The sequence below is a fragment of the Hoylesella loescheii DSM 19665 = JCM 12249 = ATCC 15930 genome (assembly GCF_000378085.1).
Lineage (GTDB): Bacteria > Bacteroidota > Bacteroidia > Bacteroidales > Bacteroidaceae > Prevotella > Prevotella loescheii.
Map to the genome: position 1 here is coordinate 373,541 of NZ_KB899210.1, position 20,077 is coordinate 393,617.

A 20,077-nucleotide genomic window follows, 5' to 3' on the forward strand; every position below is an offset into this window, starting at 1 on the left:
CTGTATATTAATATATTAAATTTATGTTCCAAACCAAGTAAGACAACGTTGTCGTTATCAGTATGGCAAAGATAATAAAAAAATGCTTTCGAGCGTGTATTTTTCTCCTCTAAAAAGAGGAAAAATGCAAACTAACGCCCCTATTTGTTTGGGTCATACGTATATTTTAACTACATTTGCAAATATATTTAGCAAAACAATTATTTAAGACAACACCCACATAACATTATGGATTTTTATTTCACAGGAATTATCATAGCCGTATCAACATTTCTTATTATCGGTATTTTCCATCCCATCGTCATAAAAGTAGAGTATTATTGGGGAACTCGCCTTTGGTGGATTTTCCTTGTATTGGGCATCATCACCATCATGGTGGCCCTCTTGATTGCAAATGTCATTGTGTCTTCGATACTTGGCGTTATTGGTGCTTCTCTCCTTTGGTCTATCGGCGAACTGTTCGAACAGAAGAAGCGTGTAGAACGTGGATGGTTTCCGATGAATCCTAAGCGCAAGCACGCCTACAAAACCATCGAAGAAAGAAAAGCGGCGTAGGCATGAAAGCTGAACTTTTGCTCGTTGGTAAGACCGTAAACAGTGTCTTTGTGACAGCTATTGCCGACTATACGAAGCGTATTGGCCATTATATCCCTTTCTACATCAGCGTTATTCCCGAACTAAAAAACACCAAAAACATATCTGCTGGCCAGCAAAAGGATGCCGAGGGCGAATTGATTTTGAAGAAGTTGCAGGCAGACGACCACTTGGTGTTGCTCGACGAACATGGAAAAGAAATGCGTAGCGTGGAGTTTGCAGACTGGTTAGGCCGAAAACAGCACGTGACACGTAGGTTGGTATTTGTTGTTGGTGGTCCATACGGGTTTAGCGAAGCCGTATATGCCAGGGCAAACGAAAAAATAAGCCTCTCTAAAATGACGTTTTCGCACCAAATGGTGCGCCTTATCTTCACCGAGCAGCTTTATCGAGCCTGTACAATACTTAAAGGAGAGCCTTACCATCATGAGTAGATGCAAGGGCGTACACCCTACCCTAACATAGCCTTAGATGGCTTTATGACTGTGGATGTAGGTGCATGCAAATGATGAGAAATTTCTAAACCTGCTTCATATCTTTATTAAACAGGTGACTAAACAAGCCGTGATGGAATTGATATTATTCTCTTCCATATTGCATATAAACTGATAACGCTTTGTAAGAAGTAGCTTTTTGCGAAACGAAAAATAAAGGTTGAAATGCAACTTTAATAACTTCTGGGTTGTTACATGTTACATGTAACACCGTTCCATATCGTCTGTAAGAGCGTTCCACATGCATGTAAGAAAGAAAAGAACCATTAATTATGCAAGTTCTGGATAAGAGAAGTTCGGTGTGTAAGCTTCCGCGTAGTGCCAGTTGGTGAGATTGCTATTCGTTTCTTACCTTATCTCGCTCAAAAAATCATCACATCTTATCTCGAATTCACGTAGCGTTTGGCACAAGCTTGGCACCATCTAGGCGGTTCATTCCTCTGCCTATCACCGCCACCCATTCATCCTTCCCACGCCCAAACGCCACATTTCATTCCCCACCCGATAAGCTCTTGTAGTGAGCTTTTTAAGCTCCCGCCTTGTTAGAGCTAAAATGTAACCCTGTTCCAGATTAGCCGGAATGGTATTCCAGCTTAACTGGAACAGCATTCCAGATGATATGGAACAGGCGTCCAAAATACATTTAACACGGCGTTTAATCTAATCATACATTATAAGGGCTTAGAAGGCGCATTTTCAGAGCTATGAAAGTGCGAACCACGGAAGGGTTAATTGGCGCGTTCGGCATAAGATACCATGCCTTCTGAACAAGACTGGTTAGGTAAAGAAATGGTTTTCTCACCAACCTGTGCTACATGGTAGTTGGCATAACAAATTGCTCTTATCCCGAACTCGCGTATTAATTGAGTTGATAGAGCATAACTTATTGAATTTAAATGCATTGCTCTTGGTTCATGTTTTCATACTTCTTCGAAAGTATTTCATGAGAAATCATTTTGACAATTATTGGTTTTTCATGGTTAAATTCACCCTACTCATATATTATATACGTGCGCGTGAGGCCGTAAACAATCTGTGTAGTAGTGTTGTATAAGTACTTGCTTATATGGCGTAGGCCATTATCGGATAAAAATATGCCGTTGTTCGGCAATGGCTTGACCCAAAAATGGCCTTTGTTAAACCACGCTGAACAACGGCAGATTTTGCTTGTTATAGTTTTATCTTATTACCAAAGCGATAGGCGTTGGTTCTTGGGGATAAACAATTTGTCGCTTTCTTTCACACCGAAAGCCTCGTACCACGCATCGATGTGGGGCAGCGCACCATTCACGCGCCATTTGCCAAGTGCGTGTGGGTCGGCCTTTGTGCGGTTACGTATTTCTTGTTCGGTGATGTTTTGTCCCCAAACGGCAGCGTAAGCCAAGAAGAAACGTTGGTCGGGCGTAAAGCCATCAATGTTTTTAAGGTGCTTTTTAGCTTCAACATTCTTGAAGGCAAAGAAGCTCACTTGCAGTCCACCATGGTCGGCTAGGTTTTCACCGAGCGTAAATTCACCATTGGCATTGAGGTCGGGAAGCACCTTAATGTTCGAGAAGAAGTCGGCATAGAGTTTAGCACGCTCTTCAAATCCCTTCGCGTCGGATGCCGTCCACCAATCATTCATATATCCGTTGGCGTCGTATTGTCTACCCTGATCGTCGAAACCGTGGGTCATCTCGTGGCCAATAACCACGCCGATAGCGCCATAGTTATAAGCCTCGTCGGCCTTGGGGTCGAAGAACGGACGCTGCAAGATACCTGCAGGGAAACAGATTTCGTTGGTGGTGGGATTGTAATAGGCGTTAACCGTCTGCGGGGTCATTAACCATTCATCGCGATCGACGGGCTTACCCGCTCTTGTTAGAATGTGTCTGTCGTGTGAGAACTTTCGGCAAGCAAGCACATTCTCGTAATACGACTTCGTTGGGTCGATGGTTAGTTTGCTATAATCAATCCACTTGTTGGGGTAACCAATCTTAACGTAGAACTTATTTAGCTTGTTATGTGCAGCCGCCTTTGTGGTGTCGCTCATCCATGTTTGTGCATCGATGCGCTGTCCTAGTGAAATTTGCAGGTTGCGCACCAGCTGTTCCATCATCTTCTTTGATGTTTCGGGGAAGTAACGAGCAACATACATCTTGCCCAAAGCCTCACCCATCTGTGCTTCAACTTGGTTCGTGGCGCGTTTCCATAGAGGATACTCCTCCTTTCGGCCACTCATGGTTTTGCCGAAGAAGTCGAAATTGGCCAAACGAATTTCGTTAGTGAGGTACGAAGCAGAATTTTGGATGATGTCCCACTCAATAACAGCGCGCAAGTCATCAGCAGTTGCTGCCCCATAAAGTTTGTCGTAGCCTGCCATGAAGCCAGGTTGGCCCACAATCATTTCTTGTATATAGGCCGACTTAACGCCTTCGGCGTTGGCCATAGCTTCGAGATTGATGTTGGGATAGTTCTCCTTAAACTGCTTTAAGGTCATTTTATTGTAGTTGGCCTGTGGGTCGCGCAGTTCGGTTACACTCTTAGACACCAACGCCAAAGCCGTTTCCATGCGGAAAATGGCATCGCGACGGGCCTCGGCTTGTGCCTCGTTGAAACCATAAAGACGGAACATGCGTGCAATATGCTTGTGATATGCCTCGCGAATGGCTACCGTGGCGGGATCGTTGTTTACATAATAGTCTTTCTGACCCAGCGTTAGCCCTCCCTGATTGATAGTCAGGATGTTCATTGTTACGTTTTTCTCGTCGGCACCGAAGTACGAACCGAAACCTACGCCATAACCATAAATGGCATATTTAAGTTGCAATTGTTCGAGGTCGCCTTTGGTTTTGGCATTTTCAACCTCAGCAATTAGAGCAGCAACAGGTGCTAACCCCTCCTTCTCACGGCGAGTTGAGTCCATAGCCAGTTTGTAGTAGTCGGACAGTTTCTGTTCGGTGCTACCTGGTTTGAACTTTTTCTTCAGCAATTCGCTCAATATGCTGTTGATGCGCTTGTTGTTCTCTTCTTGCAATTGGTCGAAACTTCCAAAGCGCGAATAAGCTGCTGGCAGTGGATTGTTCTTTTGCCAGCCGCCCGTAGCAAACTGATAGAAATCGTCGGCAGGGCGAACCGACCTGTCAAGGTCTGACATCACGAGCCCCGACTGCCCCTGAGCCATGCCCAATGTGGGCGAAACCACCATTAAGAGCGCGGGAAAGAATTGTTTCATGTTCATGTCTTCTTTTTTTGTTATTGGGTAATAATGATTAAATATTTGTACTAGTTATAAGCTTATTGATAACTAAGAGCAGGTTATTAACCTCCTACGAAGCCTGTTGCGACAGCTCTTCGAGGGCTTCACTTAGCTCCATCCACTTTTCGTTTTCATTGTCTAAGGCCCGTTGCACAGAGGTGTATTCGCTTACGAGCGTCATATCCGAAGCGTTGTCAACGTCGCTAAGCAAGACGTTAAGTTCTCCGATGCGCTTTTCCATAGATGCTATTCGTGCCTCGCACTCCTTAACGGCTTTCTCCGCTTTACTCACTTTCTTCATTCGTTCTTTGCGTTGAGCATAGCTTTCGTTGTCGGCTTTAGGCATTTCTTCGGTTTTCGCGGGAGCCGAAGCTGTGTGTAAGAGCGAATCTATGCTTGTTGGCAGGGCGTTGTTGGGCTGGTCTGCAGTGGCATTGCGTATAAAATCGTATATGCCACCAAGGTGTTCCTTCACCCTACCCTCACCAAACTCGTACACCTTAGATACCAATCCGTCGAGAAACTCACGGTCGTGAGAGACCACGATGGCAGTTCCGTCAAACGCTTTGATGGCTTCTTTGAGCACATCTTTCGATTGCATGTCGAGATGATTGGTGGGTTCGTCGAGTATAAGCAGGTTAACGGGTTCGAGTAAGAGTTTTATCATGGCTAATCTACTTCGTTCTCCACCGCTTAAAACCTTCACTTTCTTATCCGATGCCTCACCTCCAAACATAAATGCGCCAAGTATATCGCGTATTTTGAGACGTATGTCGCCTTTGGCCACATTGTCTATCGTTTCGAAAACGGTTAAGTTTTCGTCTAGCAATTGAGCTTGGTTTTGCGCAAAATAGCCAATTTGAACGTTATGCCCTATCTTTAGGTCGCCCGTGTAGGGTATCTCATTGAGGATGCACTTTACCAAAGTAGACTTTCCTTCACCGTTTCTACCCACAAAAGCCACTTTCTCACCGCGTTTAATTGTAAACGTAACATGATCGAAAACAGTGTGTTCGCCGTAATCTTTACGTACATCGTCGCATATCACGGGATAGTCGCCACTCCGTAAACACGGAGGAAATTTCAGTCGTAAGGCCGAAGTGTCTACCTCGTCTACCTCTATCGGCACAATCTTATCTAACTGTTTGATGCGACTTTGCACCTGAACGGCCTTCGTAGGTTTATAGCGAAACTTCTCGATAAAATCTTTCATATCCGCTATTTCCTTTTGTTGGTTCTCGTATGCACGTAATTGTTGCTCGCGCCGTTCGGCCCTTAGCGTAACGTATTCGTCGTACTTCACCCGATAATCAATCACCTTTCCACACGAAATCTCAAGCGTGCGGTTGGTTACGTTGTTAATAAATGCACGGTCGTGGCTAACAAGTACCACCGAACTGGAGCTCTGCGCGAGAAACTGTTCGAGCCATTGAATACTGTCGATGTCCAAATGGTTGGTGGGCTCGTCAAGCAATAGCACGTCGGGTTTACGTAAAAGTATCTTCGCCAGCTCAATACGCATGCGCCAACCACCACTAAATTCGCTTGTAGGACGGTCTAAGTCGTTTCTGTTAAATCCTAATCCAATAAGCGTCCGCTCTAATTCGGCTTCATAATTGTTGCCACCCAGCATCAGGTAGCGTTCGTGTTCGTGGGTAAATCGCTCAACAAGGGCCATGTAGTCTTCACTTTCGTAGTCGGTTCTTTCACTCAGTTCCTTGTTCAGTTGCTCCACCCGCGTTTTCAGTTCGGTATTGTCGGCGAAGGCTTTTCGCGCCTCTTCCTTAACGGTGGTGTCGTCTTCAAGCACCATAACCTGTGGCAAATATCCCACGGTTGTTCCTGAAGGAACCGACACATTGCCTGCTGTGGGCTTTTGTTTTCCGCATAATATCTTGAGCATGGTAGACTTCCCTGCGCCGTTTTTGCCAACCAAGGCGATGCGGTCGCGGTTGTTCACCACAAAACTAACATCCTTAAATAGTGGCTTTACACTGAATTCTACCGTTAAACCTTCAACTGAAATCATTTATTTGTTTTTTATTCGCACAAAGTTAATCATTTTGTTTCAAAGTATGGGCGATTGTTTTAGGATAAGCTTTGCTATTCTTGCATTTTGTATTGTTTACTTAATGCAGTTCACCACCGCGTCGTTTAAGTGTTGGTTTTTTGTTTGTGGCCTAACTCTTTAATTAATAGTTGTATATAATCCCTTTCCCAATCGTCTCTCTTATGTCTTGTTTCATCGAATTGCAACAAATCTATGTCTATCTTCACAATGCCTTTTCTCCGTTCTTCAGGCATACTTCCCATCGTAGTCTCTATGTTTTTGAGTGTGGCTAGTACATCTGCCATTTGCTCGCAGCAGTATGTTTGAGCCAAACAGTTTATAAATGGAGGGGAAACAATGCCTATTGCCGGGGTGACAAGCGAACGCGAGAATTGTATTTTGGGGAATGCAGCAGTTAGAAAAGCCTTGGCAAGCTCTATATGATGCTGAGCCAAGGTGTTACTACCCAAAGCTAATAAGATGTAATGCATTTGTTGGTTCATTTGATAACATCGTTAGACGCACAAAGGTACGAAAAAACGAACAAATAATAACTGCTATGTATATAATATAATGTGTAAATCCTAAAAGGCGATTAGAGCAATGGGGGTGACAAGCCAGCAAGTGGATGAACTTACAAAATCAAAAAGGAATAGATGCTTTAAAGAACCTGAAGTGGATTGATAATGGGGCTATGAATGGTACGCAGATTTGTTGATGTTAATAGCTAATTGTTTATAAAAATGGCGCAACAAGGTGAAGAATGGTTGAAATGTGCATAATAAGCTTTTCGGAATGTGCGAAGTTCCAATAATAATCATTACTTTTGTGGACAAAATCAGTTTCGTATGAAGAAAATATCCGTACTACTTGTCACCATAGCACTTGTTATCCCCGCCTCGGCTCAGCTGCGGTGGAACTCGGTGTACCAAACTTACATCAGCCAATATAAGGATTTGGCTATCGAAGAGATGCTTAAACATCGCATTCCCGCTAGTATCACATTGGCGCAAGGGCTGTTGGAAAGTGGCGCAGGACGAAGTGCACTGGTGAAAAATGGGAACAACCACTTTGGAATAAAGTGCCATGACTGGACAGGACGCAAGACATATCATGATGATGACGCAAAAAATGAATGTTTTAGGGCATATAAAAGCGCAAAAGACAGCTATGAAGACCATAGCCAATTCTTAAAGCGTGGCAGATATAAGCAGCTCTTTTTACTTGCTATTACCGACTATCGTGGGTGGGCTAAGGGGTTAAAGGCATGTGGATATGCAACTGACCCTGGCTATGCAACGAAATTGATAAATGTAATCGAACTGTATAAGTTGTATATTTACGACACGGCTACCAGCTACGACAAGTTCTTAACAAAACATGCAGGCAATTATCAGCCAGGAAGCGCTAATATGCGCTTGCACCCGATATACAAGTATAACGACAATTACTATCTACGCGCACGAAGAGGAGATACGTTTAAATCGTTAGCCGAAGAATTAGAACTGTCCGAAAAGTCATTAGCAAGGGCGAACGAACGTTCTAAAGACGATGTTTTAGCTGAAGGCGACATCATCTATCTCAAAAAGAAGCGCAAGCATGCAGATAAGGATTTCAAGAACAGACCTCACGTCGTTAAGCCAGGAGAGAGCATGTACGACATCGCACAGAAATATGGTATACGCCTAAAAAGTCTGTATAAGATGAACGATCTGTCCGACGACTACCAGATAAAGATAGGTGACGTGTTGCGGGTTTACTAAAAAACGCCGCAAATTGCCAAGAATATGTGAATTGCAGACGCCCTACTCTATGGGCGTTTGCATATTCTCTGATTCGTGCCGAGATGCTTTTTGCGTATTGTGTGACCCTCTTTACACGAACAGTAACCTGTATCATGCAACAACGCAACAGCATAATCTCCCTATATCTAATAAATCTAGACAATTATTATCGTTTAACATCATACTATAAAATGAAGACACTCTTCTTATCTATTCTCGCCTTGGCGAGTACGTTGACAGCGTGGTCGCAACGCTTCGACGATGAGTTTGAAAATCGAACCCTGCGAATAGACTATACTTTTGCAGGTAATGTGAACAAGCAAGAGATTTCTGTGGCTAAGTTAAATGTCATGCCCGGATGGTATGGCAAGCGGCAAAGACTATCCGAAATTCCTGTTGAGGGTAACGGACAGATTACCGTTAGACGAAAGAAAGATAAGCAAGTGATTTATCGTAACTCTTTCTCCACATTGTTTCAAGAATGGCTAACCTACGACGAAGCCAAATCCTCGTCCAAATCTTTCGAGAATGTGTTCCTTGTTCCAATGCCGAAAGACACGGTTGAGATTACCGTTGACCTGCGAAACAATCGTCGGCAGGTCGTGGCTAGTCTAACCCATACGGTTGCCCCCAAAGATATTTTGATTAGAAAACTAGGCGAAACGACCGTAACTCCTTACGAAACGCTTCAAAAGGCTACAGATCCAAGCCGTTGTATTCATATCGCATACATTGCAGAAGGATACACGGAGGCCGAGATGGACGTATTTCTAAAGGATGCGAAGGAAGCTACTGAAGCCTTATTTGCGCACGAACCATTCAAGTCAACACGTAATCGGTTTAATATTGTGGCCGTGAAATCACCCTCAAAGGAAAGCGGAACGAGCGAGCCTTCTAAGGGTGTATGGAAGAATACGGCGTTACACTCGCACTTTGACACGTTTTACAGCGACCGATACCTTACTACTTTGAACTTGTTTGAACTGCACGACTGGCTGGCTGGCACGCCATACGAACACATTATCGTGCTGGTGAACACTGAAAAGTATGGCGGTGGTGGCATCCTTAACTCTTATAACCTGTCGATGACTCATCACGAGAAGTTCAAACCTGTTGTTGTACACGAATTTGGGCATAGCTTTGCCGGACTAGGTGATGAGTATGCATACGAGGCAGAGAGTATATCAATGTATCCACGCGACATCGAGCCGTGGGAAGAAAACCTCACTACATTGGTGAATTTCAAAGGAAAATGGGAAAACCTTGTTAAGAAGAACACGCCAATACCTACACCTGCAACTGCAAAAAACAAGAATACGGTTGGTGCTTATGAAGGTGCGGGATACAGTTTAAAGGGTGTTTACCGTGGCTATCAGGATTGTAGGATGCGCACGAATGAGTTCCCAGAGTTCTGTCCAGTATGTACGCAAGCTCTAACAAGGTTTATCGACTTCTATACAAAATAGCTATTTGTGTTGGACTAACATTTTATTAGAGAGCTTGTAAGTGGTTAATTGCACTACTGAAATATTCTTTCAACATACGATTCACACTTCTGCAAATCGTAGAATGTGCCTATTAACAATGTGAGAACAAACAAAAGCCCCACTGCTAGACCAGCGAATGTGGTCGTGCAGTGGGGCTTTTATATGTCGTTAAAGGCAAATGAAGGGCTTTTAATCCTTATGTATCCTTCGTAGCTTTGCGTTTACAACACTTGCCTTTTTATGCTTAAAGCAAAATGTTTAGTGCCAAATTATTTCTTCTCTTCTGGCACAGCATACCAATCGCCTGTTTCTTTTACGAGCTTGCGAGCAAAAGAATCGGGGTAACCAGGTCGTTTTGTCTTTGCTCCAAGTCCTTCTTTGTTCCGTTTGAAGCTACGCCCTGCGGTGGGCTTAACAGCCATGTCGTTATATTTCACAATAAGGAAGGTGGCTAGCTCTTTCCAGTTCTTCAGCATGGACTGTGCTTGCTCGTTGCTATAATCGTTCAGATACTTAATGGCCTTTGAAGCATCACTGCTATAAAGCTCGGCTGCACGCTTCTCCACTTGGGCTTGTTGGGCCAGATAACTATTCTCTAGACTGTCGCGTACCTCTTTAAGTGTTGGGAAAAGAAGGCTATAACGTGGATAGACCATATTGCTAACCCAGTTGCAAACCCAAAATGCGTTCTTATCTGAGAAGGTTACTGCATCAGCGCCTGGGGTGTTATAGCACTCTGGTTGAACAGTGTTTCCGCAGTAGATAGGTGTATATGGTACCATGTTTCCATCGTCGTTACCAAACCAAAGAACACCACCAATCTGTCGCGGTAACCACAAACGCAACTGAGCTACATAGCTGAAAGCAGTTTGCTGTGTAGAAACGGGGCGTTCGTTGAAGTATTTTTTGCCATCTACCGTAAAGTAAAGTGGCGTGGGACGATAAGGCATCTGCCATACACCAGCCCCCACATTCGTGCTATCTAGTGCCAAAGGCGTTCCCTCATAATGGTCGCGCATGGCAGCAGCGACGTCTTCGAAGCTCACCTTCTTGTTAGGAATAATCCACAAAGGCATGTCTTCCGCATTGGCATCCTTACCAAGAATCCAAGGCAAATAGCGGTCGAAGTTGTCGGCAAAACGGTTGAAGAAGCTGTAAACGCGTGCATCGCAGAATCTTCTTCCTCCGAAAGTAGGTTCGCCATACACATCGCGCCAAGAGAAATCCTTGTCTTTACCCGTGTACCAGCCCTTTGAACGTGCGAAGCTGATAACATCTTTCGAGTACATTACGTCACCTTTGGGATACTGCATAAACTTCGTTATGCGACTTTGATTTGCGTGCGCGCAGATAGCATTGTCAGGAATGCGTACGGCAACCCATACTGCACCCTTGCTTCCTGCTCCCTTTCCCATCATCTCCATAATCCAAGCTTCGTTGGGATCACAGATCGTAAAGGTTTCGCCTCCTGAGTAATAGCCATACGTATTTACCAAAGTAGTCATCACGTTGATGGCTTCGCGTGCCGTCTTGCTTCTTTGAAGGGCAATGTATATCAGTGAACCGTAGTCTAGCAAACCGGTTGAATCGGTCATCTCTTCACGCCCACCGTATGTCGTTTCACCAATGCATACTTGGTATTCATTGATATTTCCGATAACATTGTAGGTAACTGGAGCCTCTGGAATTTCACCTAGATACTTGTGACTGTCCCAATCAAACACTTTACGCATTTCGCCTTTAGCGTGTTTTCCTGCAGGAAAGTGGCACAATCCGATGAACATACCGTAGTCGTCAGCATTATATGTGCAGAAGACCGACCCATCTTTGCTTGCCTTTTTACCCACAATGAAGTTGGTGCAAGCATAGCTGCCCAGCCCTATTAGGGAGAAGGCGGCAATTAGCAATAGCTTCTTCATAACTGTATAATTAGTTTGATTAATAAAGAATATTTGTTTCAAAACGCCTCTTGTTACCTTGGTTGTCGGTGGCAAAGAAGGTTAAGTGGCGCTGTTTACCCGTGCGTTTGAGTGGTGTTTCAGTCAGTTTACATGCTACCCACGGACTTAATGGCACGTCCTCGAACAACACAAATTGTCCGTCTATGTAACCTTCGTACGTGTTTACACCGCTCTTTTCATCTTCAAGACCTAGTTTAATGATCTTGGTTGCGTTCCAATTGCCTTGCCCCACAGGCGAAACCACAGGTGGTTCATCGTCGTATTCGATGGAATATTGTAGGTGTAGGTCACGCATGTTTGCCGAAACCCATCCCTTTTCGTATGTTCCACCAAAATAACGTGTGTTATAACCGCGCCCACTGATATATAGTTTCGATGTGTCTTTTACCGTTCTCGTCAATTTCAGACTTATTCGTGCGGGACGAAACAGGCGTTCGGCGTTATTTGTGAATGTGCAATAGCTGGATAGCGCATTGTCTTTACAACTTATTTTCGGTGTTAAGGCAACGGCATAAGCCACAGAATTAGGCTTTATCAACAACTGCACGCCATCTGTTTGTAAGACGAATGGCCTATTCCAATACACACTTCGCAGTGTATTGGCAGGTTGTTTGGGGGCAAAAGTACGTCTTTTTCCCGTTACTGTGAAGGTATACCTACTTGTGTTACCCTTAAAATCGGTCAGAACATATTCTAAATGGTAATCCCGTTCTTGGTTAAAGTTTACTATACCCTTGTCTTTGTCGGCAGACAACATTTGCAATCCCATACCAGGGTATAGAAACGAATGCATGTACCACACGTTGTATCGCAAGAAATGTTCATGGTCGCCCCATGCGTTTACCTGCACAGTTCTTTCGTATGGAATGCGATTGACATTGCTTTTGAAAACGGTTTTGCCGTCAACAAGCAGCTCGGTCTTCTTTACACCATATCGATTGTAGGTTATTTCCATGTAGTCGTTGGCCCAAACGCCAAATCCCACTTTCCCCCAAGCACTGAATTTATGGGGTAAATTGTGTGAGGTGAATGAATGCGAAGACTTACCCGTATCATTGTTAAAGGCCCCTTCTCCATTAACAGGATAAGCCATAAAACCGTGTGCCATGGGTGGCAGACCGTCTTCAACATGTTGACCAATGAAGTCGAGAGGGTCGAGCATATCGCCCGAGCGTGTTTCGTGCAATTCTAGATGTAAGTGTGGGGCTTCTGATGCGCCAGAGTTTCCGCTAATGGCGATGAGTTGTCCTTTTGCCACGGGTAGGTCGGTTGGTTTAAACCAAATGTCGCCCGTAGACTGTTTATTGGTATATTGCCATTTTCTCACCATGGCCTTGATGGCTGGCGTAAAGGTTTTTAGGTGGCAATAGACGCTGGTATAACCCTCGGGATGGTGAACATACACCGCGTTACCAAAGCCATCATAACCCACAGAGACGTGCGACACGTAGCCATCGCCTATCGAGAAGATAGGTTTTCCCTCTACCCCGTCGGTCTTAACGTCCACCCCACCATGGAAATGGTTAGGTCGCGGTTCGCCAAAGTTACCCGCCAATGCGATGGGATAGTTTACAGGTGACCCGAAAATCACCTTGGCTGCCATTGTTATAGATAATATGATGTTCGTCATGCCATACTTGTTTGTTGTCAATTAGAAGGTGGAAAGGCACTGTTTAAGTTGTGAGATGCAGGCGATAAACTGCCAAATGTAAGGCGTAGGATTGCTTCTCGGTATGTCCTCATTCTAGTAATATCCCGTTGTGGAATGCCTGAAGCGATCCATTTGCATCCTCTTTTAGAATAATTTCACCGCCAAGCCAAACGGTATTGGCTTGTTCGCCACAGAGTGGTAAGTAGCTTTCTACCATTGATTGCTCTATTGTCACCACTCCATTCCTTAGTGTTACGTTGCCATGAACTACCGTGTTTGCGGCATATCGTTTTCGCTTGTCCATTGCTCACGGTTGTCTATGGTTACAGCTGAGTCTATCTTGTTGGGCTCAGGCAGTTCTTTCGGCTGTTTAGAGGTGGTTGTGCGCATCTTAATGAGCCTGATATTGTAGATGGGTAGCAACCGGAGTGTGGTTTGCATACCTCCAAAAGGCTTCTCATTATTGAGAAGGAAGTAGCCGGTTATCCGCTTGATTCCCAGACGTTCGTCATCGTTAAGTTGCAAAGTGAAATGCGAGGGAGCAGAAATGTGTATGGTCTGTGCCACTACACTGTCGTTAGCCAGCGTCATAGCCAATACTGCCACGGCATCACGATTGCCTTCTTGGAAAATGAATTGTGTGTCGAATTCTAGCAAGAAGCGATCTCCCTTATGGAAACTCGTGTCGGGTTTCACCACGAATGAATATATATTATAAGGAACTTGACTGGTTAGTACCACAGAACGGTCACCATTCCAAACGTTAGTTGTGTCGCCTTTGGATGCAAGACGGTCGTAATTGGCAGCCGCACCACCAAGGGCAAGTTCTTCTGCTTCGAGCCTTTTTGAAAGCCGTTGGTATATTTCATGGAGCATGTTGGTGTTTTGCATGTAGTACACCATCGACGAATCGAACTTCGCTTGGTCAACACCATGCTTCTTCAATGCAGCCAAACGATAGGCATATTCAGTTTTTCCATTGCCCATATTGTTGCGTGCCATCGCCCCAGCAAGGTGGTAATCGTAGAGAATCTCTTCCATCTCGTTGGGTTGAATATACTTGCTTGGCACCCCAGGCTTACAGCCTATGGTGGTAACCAAGAGCAAAATGAACATGAATATACCGACAATTGTTTTCACAGCAATCTCCTTTACGCCTCGTCAGTGTTTTTTTCTTCCTCGTCAGTGTTTTTTTTCTTCCTAGAAAAGCTGAGCGATATAGTTTCCAACTCCTTTCTGCAAAAGAGCAAAAGACACACTACGCCAACGCTAATGCTTGCATCGGCAAAGTTGAACACAGGACTAAAGAATATAAATTGCTCTCCGCCCTTAAACGGGAACCATTCAGGATAGGTGGTTACGATGAGTGGAAAGTAGAACATGTCTACCACTTTGCCCGTTAAAAAGTCGGCATAGCCTGTGCCAAAGGGAACAAACGAGGCCACAGTAAATGGCGTAGAGGCATTGAATATTAGTCCGTAGAACATGGAGTCGATCATGTTGCCCACCGCACCCGCTAAAATCATGGATAGGAAAACAATGTACCGCGTACGCATACCTTGCTTAACCACCTTCCAAATGTAGCGTGCGATAACGGTGATAGCCACCAATCGCAGAATGCTAAGAACCAACTTGTTGATGAAAGTCATGCCGTATGCCATGCCGTTATTCTCCACGAAGTCGATGTAAAACCAGTCGGTAACGTGGATGGCCTCACCAAGCGACATGCTTGTCTTTACCTCAATCTTGATAACTTGGTCAATGATGAGGATTACAATCACCAATAATATGGCCAAGCGGCCATCTGTCAGTATTTCTTTTCCTTTTGCCATAAATGGTGTTTCTGTTGTTCAGCACAATGCCTTGCCCCGCAAATGCTGTTGCAGGGGCAAGACATCTGTAGCTTTAAGGCTTACTCCTTTAACGTTTGCGTGCGTTCTTCGACTCTACGCTTAACGTTGCGTGGGGAACAGCCATTAAACGTTGTTTGGGTATAAGTTCGCCTGTTATGCGGTCAATACCATAGGTTTTGTTGGCAATTCGCACAAGGGCGGCTTCAAGCCCGGTAATAAACTTCTGCTGCCTATTAGCCAGCTGTATCAGTTCTTCTTTGCTTTGTGTGGCACTTCCTTCTTCCAAAACCTTATAGGTTGGTGAAGTATCGTCTACGTCGTTTCCGTCTGCATTCATCAAAGTACGCATCATCGCTTCGTAATCACGGCGTGCCAGCTTCAGCTTTTCATTGATTACATGGCGGAACTCTTCAAGTTCTTCGTCATTGTAACGTGTTTTGTTAGCCATAAGTTAGATAGGGTTTAGTGAATTATTTTATCTATTTTAATGTTCAAATTAAAGTCTTCGAAAGCAATTTCTTTGCCATCGTTGTTTGCTACAAACAACTCGTCGGCCAGCACTTGACTCTTGATGTAATCGCCAAAGGCTGCTACTGCGGCATCGGTTTGGGCATTAGGATCCAAAGTCACCTTGATTCGGTCGGTGATTTCCAGTCCGCTCTCTTTGCGTAGGTTCTGAACGCGGTTAATTATTTCGCGTGCCATACCCTCTTTTACCAATTCGTCGGTGAGTTCCACTTCGAGAGCTACGGTCAAGTTACCTTCGTTAGAAACCAACCAGCCAGGTATGTCCTCACTGATAATCTCAACATCGGCTACATCAACAGTCACCTCGTTGCCTTCAACCATTAAATTGATACTACCGTTGCGTTCCAAATCGGCAATGGCTTCTTGCTCCAAGGCCTCCATTTGGGCAGCGATGCCTTTCATCAACTTACCAAACTTCTTACCCATGGTGCGGAAGTTGCACTTCACTTTCTTAACAAGCATACCCTTGCCATCATCAACGAAGTTCAGTTGTTTTACGTTCACCTCGCTCATGATAAGATCTTTCACTGCCTCAATATGTGCCCTTTGACGTTGGTCTACGGCAGGAATCATAATTTGCAGCAGGGGCTGGCGCACCTTGATGTTAACCTTGCGACGCAAGGCCAATACCATTGAGGTTATCTTTTGTGCCATCTCCATGCGCTCTTCCAATTCGCGGTCGATGCATTTTTCGTCTGCTACGGGGAAGTCGGCCAAGTGAACGGATTGCAATTGTTCACGTTTGGTAGCCCTTGTCAAGTCTAGATACAGCTGGTCGGCATAGAATGGGGCGAACGGAGCCAATAGTTTGGCTACGGTTTCGAGACAGGTGTATAGCGTTTGATAAGCACTTAGCTTGTCTTGGCTCATTTCCTTACCCCAGAAACGTTTACGATTGAGGCGAACATACCAGTTACTGAGATCGTCGTTCACAAAAGTGTCTATCAACCTACCAGCTCTTGTGGGGTCATAGTCGTCCATTTCGTGTTCCACACCCTTAACCAACGAATGTAGTTCCGATAAAATCCAGCGGTCAATCTCTGGTCGTTCGTTCAACGGAACATCGTCTTGGCTATAATCGAAGCCATCTACATTGGCGTAGAGAGCGAAGAATGAATAGGTGTTATATAATGTTCCGAAAAGTTTGCGACGTATTTCGTCAACGCTTTCTGCATCGAATTTGAGGTTATCCCATGGTTCTGAGTTGGTGAGCATGTACATGCGCACAGGGTCGGCACCATATTTCTCCATCATTTCGAAGGGGTTAACCACGTTGCCAACGTGCTTGCTCATCTTGTTTCCCTTGGCATCGAGTACCAATCCTGTAGAGATAACATTCTTGAAAGCCACACTATCGAACACCATTGTTGCAATGGCGTGTAGCGTAAAGAACCAACCACGTGTTTGGTCAACACCTTCGTTGATGAAATCGGCGGGGAAAGCGATTCGCTTGTCAATGAGTTCTGCATTCTCGAAGGGGTAATGTACCTGCGCATAGGGCATCGCACCCGAGTCGAACCACACGTCAATGAGGTCTATTTCACGCTTCATAGGTTTGCCGGCTTCACTAACCAGCACGATGTCGTCTACGTAAGGACGGTGCATGTCAATGCGATCATAGTTGGCTTGCGCATAATTGCCAGGTACGAAGCCCTGATCTTTAAGCGGGTTTGAAGGCATGTGACCTGCCGCTACGCTCTTTTCAATCTCCGTATATAGTTCTTCGAGCGAACCTATACATATTTCGCGCCCGTCTTCATCTCGCCAGATAGGCAGCGGTGTACCCCAAAAACGTGAACGCGAGAGGTTCCAATCGTTGAGGTTTTCTAGCCAATTGCCAAAGCGACCCGTACCCGTTGATTCGGGTTTCCAATTGATTGTCTTGTTCAACTCGAACATCCGCTCTTTCTTTGCGGTTGAACGGATGAACCAACTATCAAGCGGATAATACAGAACGGGCTTGTCTGTGCGCCAGCAATGGGGATAGCTGTGCACGTGCTTCTCTATCTTAAAGGCCTTATTATCAGCCTTCAAGTCCATGCAGATAGACACATCGAGCGTTTCGTCAGCATCGGTCAGTGTGTCATCGTATGCGTTTTTCACATACCTTCCTGCGTATTTGCTCCATTCAGGCAGATTAACGTACTTGCTAACGAAGTCGGCATCGAGGTCTTCCACCTTGAAATACTTGCCTTCTAGGTCAACAACGGGTCTTTCTGCACCTTTCTTATCTACCAACACAATGGGCGGAACACCAGCCTTACGAGCAACCAGAGCATCGTCGGCACCGAAGTTTGGCGCGATGTGCACAATACCCGTACCGTCTTCGGTGGTAACATAATCGCCCGATATAACTCGGAATGCACCATCTTCCATTGGCGAAATAAATGGCAACAGCTGATGATAGGCAATGTCTACGAGCTCAGCACCCGTGTAGTTGGCTATTACCTTCCAGGGTATAACCTTATCACCTTTTTTATATGTAGATAAATCAACGTCTTTACCAGCTTCGTTAAAGTAGGCGTTAAGACGTGCTTCGGCCAATATAACGGTAATAGGTTCGCCCGTATATGGGTTGAAACTTTGCACAGCCGCATAGTCAATCTTCGGACCAACACACAATGCCGAGTTGGCAGCTAGTGTCCAAGGGGTGGTTGTCCACGCCATGAAGTAGGCCTTACCCCATTGTTTCCATTCGGGTTTAGGGTTCTTTATCTCAAATTGGGCAGTAACGGTTGTGTCTTTAACGTCACGATAACAGCCGGGGAGGTTCAGCTCGTGCGAACTAAGTCCTGTACCCGCTGCTGGCGAATAGGGCTGTATGGTATAGCCCTTATAGAGCATATCCTTGGTGTATAGTTGCTTTAGAAGCCACCAAAGGGTTTCGATATACTTGTTGTCGTAGGTGATATATGGGTTGTCTAGATCGACAAAGTACCCCATTTTTTCGGTAAGTTCGCGCCATTCGGCCGTAAACTTCATCACATTTTCACGGCATTTTTTGTTGTAATCGGCAACGGATATATACTTTGCAGATTCCTTATTATCTATGTCTGCCTTGGTAATACCCAACTCTTTCTCAACTCCAAGTTCCACGGGCAGACCATGTGTGTCCCATCCAGCCTTGCGTTTCACTTGGAAACCTTTCATTGTCTTGTATCGGTTGAAAGTGTCTTTGATGCTTCTAGCGAGTACGTGGTGAATGCCGGGGTGTCCGTTGGCCGACGGAGGCCCTTCGAAGAAGACGAATTGCGGGCATCCTTCTTTCTCATCAATCGTCTTGTGGAAAATGTCATTTCTCTCCCACTCGGCCAACACGTCTTTGTTGGTCTGGGTAAGATTAAGTGCTTTGTACTCGGCAAATTTATTGGCCATATTCTATACCTTATTTTATATGTCGTTGTTTATACAAAGCGCAAAGGTAAGAAAAAAAGTTATTATAGCCAAGTATAGGTGTGAAAAAGGCTATATAGCTAACGGTAGACAACAATTTGGTAGTAAACAGAGCAGGATAAGGATAGGTGTTGGTGCTTAAGAGCAAGACATTCGCAGGGCATCAAATAAGATTAAAATGGCATTTTCAAGTTCATCGAAGTGCAGCGTATATTTGGTACAATTATTAAAGCTAAGATAAATGCCTTTTAACTAAAAAGTAATTGAAACCTTTAGCCACAAAAAAGCGACGACCTTCGCAGGCTATCGCTTCAGATCTTCAATAGGTATTAGTCCTCTTCTAAGGTAAAAAGATTGTTTTCAGGATAACGTGTGCAAAGATAAGTCTTTTTTATCAGTTACCAAACTTTTAGTTTACTTTTCCTTTGTTTTGTTCTATTAAAGAAACGTAAATGGGGTTATCCTCGGCGTTCTACGCATAGTTATGCAAGTCGTGGATAGAGTAATTTACACCATAGTGTGTCATTAGTATAATGAAGATCAGCATAACAACGCGTTAAGGGCAAGCTATGGCGTAGTCATTGTGGTTTAGCGACAGTGTTACTTCACGATAATGCGGTGGTGTGAATACATGAATAGTGGAAATATTGATTTGTCGATGAGTTCTAGAATACGAAAGGTCATCGTCAGTGTGAGATTCGTGGATGTAGATTAATTTATAAATATTGTTTGTGTTATCTAAGTTTAAAGGAAGGCGACGCGGATTTCTGGTTACGTTCTTGTCTCCAATATCCGGTGTAATTTGTAAGAATTGAATTGGGGATAACCAAATCCTTGACGATCAAGAGTTGCAATCATCACCGCGCCACCTTTTATATTTAAGTGCAAAATTATAAGGTTTTAGTTTATAAAACAATACTTAAAAGTCGGTAATTATGCCTTCACCAAAACTGGGTATTATTGTTTTATCCCTTTGCGCGTCAATAATGGGATATTTGGCACTTGCGCGAAAAATACCTATTAATTATTATTGGCCGTTTCGCT

Annotated in this window: 13 protein-coding genes; 4 read left to right on the forward strand and 9 right to left on the reverse strand. The window is 44.5% G+C overall.

The features are described from left to right. Positions 1 to 228 precede the first annotated feature (228 nt). Together F453_RS0101465 and rlmH are read left to right on the forward strand one after the other, a co-directional pair. Complete coding sequence (locus F453_RS0101465) at positions 229 to 555, forward strand: DUF4491 family protein (RefSeq protein WP_009235482.1); 327 nt, start codon at positions 229 to 231, stop codon at positions 553 to 555. A 2-nt stretch (positions 556 to 557) separates the two neighbouring features. After that, positions 558 to 1,028 (forward strand): 23S rRNA (pseudouridine(1915)-N(3))-methyltransferase RlmH, encoded by a 471-nt coding sequence (gene rlmH, locus F453_RS0101470; RefSeq protein WP_018966403.1) that lies wholly within the window; start codon positions 558 to 560, stop codon positions 1,026 to 1,028. Positions 1,029 to 2,274: 1,246 nt separating this feature from the next. Here rlmH and F453_RS0101475 read toward each other — a convergent pair. The 3 genes from F453_RS0101475 to F453_RS0101485 form a co-directional block, all read right to left on the reverse strand. After that, positions 2,275 to 4,308, reverse strand: coding sequence for a M13 family metallopeptidase (locus F453_RS0101475; protein ID WP_018966404.1), 2,034 nt, complete (start codon positions 4,306 to 4,308; stop codon positions 2,275 to 2,277). Between the two features lie 88 nt (positions 4,309 to 4,396). Continuing rightward, positions 4,397 to 6,355 carry an ABC-F family ATP-binding cassette domain-containing protein gene (locus F453_RS0101480; RefSeq protein ID WP_018966405.1) on the reverse strand — a complete coding sequence of 653 codons (1,959 nt, stop codon included), beginning with the start codon at positions 6,353 to 6,355 and terminating at the stop codon, positions 4,397 to 4,399. Positions 6,356 to 6,480: 125 nt separating this feature from the next. Then, positions 6,481 to 6,879, reverse strand: a complete 399-nt coding sequence (locus tag F453_RS0101485; RefSeq protein WP_018966406.1) for a 2-amino-4-hydroxy-6-hydroxymethyldihydropteridine diphosphokinase — start codon at positions 6,877 to 6,879, stop codon at positions 6,481 to 6,483. 345 nt (positions 6,880 to 7,224) lie between these two features. Between F453_RS0101485 and F453_RS0101490 the strand changes: the two genes are divergently transcribed. Both F453_RS0101490 and F453_RS0101495 read left to right on the forward strand, forming a co-directional pair. Then, positions 7,225 to 8,139: a glucosaminidase domain-containing protein gene (locus tag F453_RS0101490; protein WP_018966407.1), complete on the forward strand. Its 915-nt coding sequence runs from the start codon at positions 7,225 to 7,227 to the stop codon at positions 8,137 to 8,139. A 212-nt stretch (positions 8,140 to 8,351) separates the two neighbouring features. Next, complete coding sequence (locus tag F453_RS0101495; RefSeq protein WP_009235488.1) at positions 8,352 to 9,626, forward strand: M64 family metallopeptidase; 1,275 nt, start codon at positions 8,352 to 8,354, stop codon at positions 9,624 to 9,626. A 290-nt stretch (positions 9,627 to 9,916) separates the two neighbouring features. On the opposite strand, the gene F453_RS0101500 is transcribed toward F453_RS0101495, so the two are convergent. From F453_RS0101500 to ileS, 6 genes are all read right to left on the reverse strand, one after another. Then, positions 9,917 to 11,566 carry a dipeptidase gene (locus F453_RS0101500; RefSeq protein WP_018966409.1) on the reverse strand — a complete coding sequence of 550 codons (1,650 nt, stop codon included), beginning with the start codon at positions 11,564 to 11,566 and terminating at the stop codon, positions 9,917 to 9,919. A gap of 19 nt (positions 11,567 to 11,585) precedes the next feature. Further along, positions 11,586 to 13,238 carry a M23 family metallopeptidase gene (locus tag F453_RS0101505; RefSeq protein WP_018966410.1) on the reverse strand — a complete coding sequence of 551 codons (1,653 nt, stop codon included), beginning with the start codon at positions 13,236 to 13,238 and terminating at the stop codon, positions 11,586 to 11,588. A gap of 288 nt (positions 13,239 to 13,526) precedes the next feature. Then, positions 13,527 to 14,399 (reverse strand): DUF4296 domain-containing protein, encoded by an 873-nt coding sequence (locus F453_RS0101510; RefSeq protein ID WP_234398238.1) that lies wholly within the window; start codon positions 14,397 to 14,399, stop codon positions 13,527 to 13,529. Between the two features lie 11 nt (positions 14,400 to 14,410). After that, on the reverse strand, positions 14,411 to 15,091 hold the full coding sequence (locus F453_RS0101515) for a lipoprotein signal peptidase (RefSeq protein ID WP_018966412.1): 681 nt from the start codon (positions 15,089 to 15,091) through the stop codon (positions 14,411 to 14,413). 88 nt (positions 15,092 to 15,179) lie between these two features. Beyond that, positions 15,180 to 15,560: a TraR/DksA family transcriptional regulator gene (locus tag F453_RS0101520; RefSeq protein WP_018966413.1), complete on the reverse strand. Its 381-nt coding sequence runs from the start codon at positions 15,558 to 15,560 to the stop codon at positions 15,180 to 15,182. Between the two features lie 14 nt (positions 15,561 to 15,574). Further along, complete coding sequence (ileS, locus tag F453_RS0101525) at positions 15,575 to 19,015, reverse strand: isoleucine--tRNA ligase (RefSeq protein ID WP_018966414.1); 3,441 nt, start codon at positions 19,013 to 19,015, stop codon at positions 15,575 to 15,577. Between the last annotated feature and the right edge of the window lie 1,062 nt (positions 19,016 to 20,077).

Bases quoted from the DNA above. Each gene is read 5' to 3' on its own strand.
- F453_RS0101465 (WP_009235482.1), top strand. From the start codon at position 229: ATGGATTTTTATTTCACAGGAATTATCATAGCCGTATCAACATTTCTT.
- rlmH (WP_018966403.1), top strand. From the start codon at position 558: ATGAAAGCTGAACTTTTGCTCGTTGGTAAGACCGTAAACAGTGTCTTT.
- F453_RS0101475 (WP_018966404.1), bottom strand. From the start codon at position 4,308: ATGAACATGAAACAATTCTTTCCCGCGCTCTTAATGGTGGTTTCGCCC.
- F453_RS0101480 (WP_018966405.1), bottom strand. From the start codon at position 6,355: ATGATTTCAGTTGAAGGTTTAACGGTAGAATTCAGTGTAAAGCCACTA.
- F453_RS0101485 (WP_018966406.1), bottom strand. From the start codon at position 6,879: ATGAACCAACAAATGCATTACATCTTATTAGCTTTGGGTAGTAACACC.
- F453_RS0101490 (WP_018966407.1), top strand. From the start codon at position 7,225: ATGAAGAAAATATCCGTACTACTTGTCACCATAGCACTTGTTATCCCC.
- F453_RS0101495 (WP_009235488.1), top strand. From the start codon at position 8,352: ATGAAGACACTCTTCTTATCTATTCTCGCCTTGGCGAGTACGTTGACA.
- F453_RS0101500 (WP_018966409.1), bottom strand. From the start codon at position 11,566: ATGAAGAAGCTATTGCTAATTGCCGCCTTCTCCCTAATAGGGCTGGGC.
- F453_RS0101505 (WP_018966410.1), bottom strand. From the start codon at position 13,238: ATGACGAACATCATATTATCTATAACAATGGCAGCCAAGGTGATTTTC.
- F453_RS0101515 (WP_018966412.1), bottom strand. From the start codon at position 15,091: ATGGCAAAAGGAAAAGAAATACTGACAGATGGCCGCTTGGCCATATTA.
- F453_RS0101520 (WP_018966413.1), bottom strand. From the start codon at position 15,560: ATGGCTAACAAAACACGTTACAATGACGAAGAACTTGAAGAGTTCCGC.
- ileS (WP_018966414.1), bottom strand. From the start codon at position 19,015: ATGGCCAATAAATTTGCCGAGTACAAAGCACTTAATCTTACCCAGACC.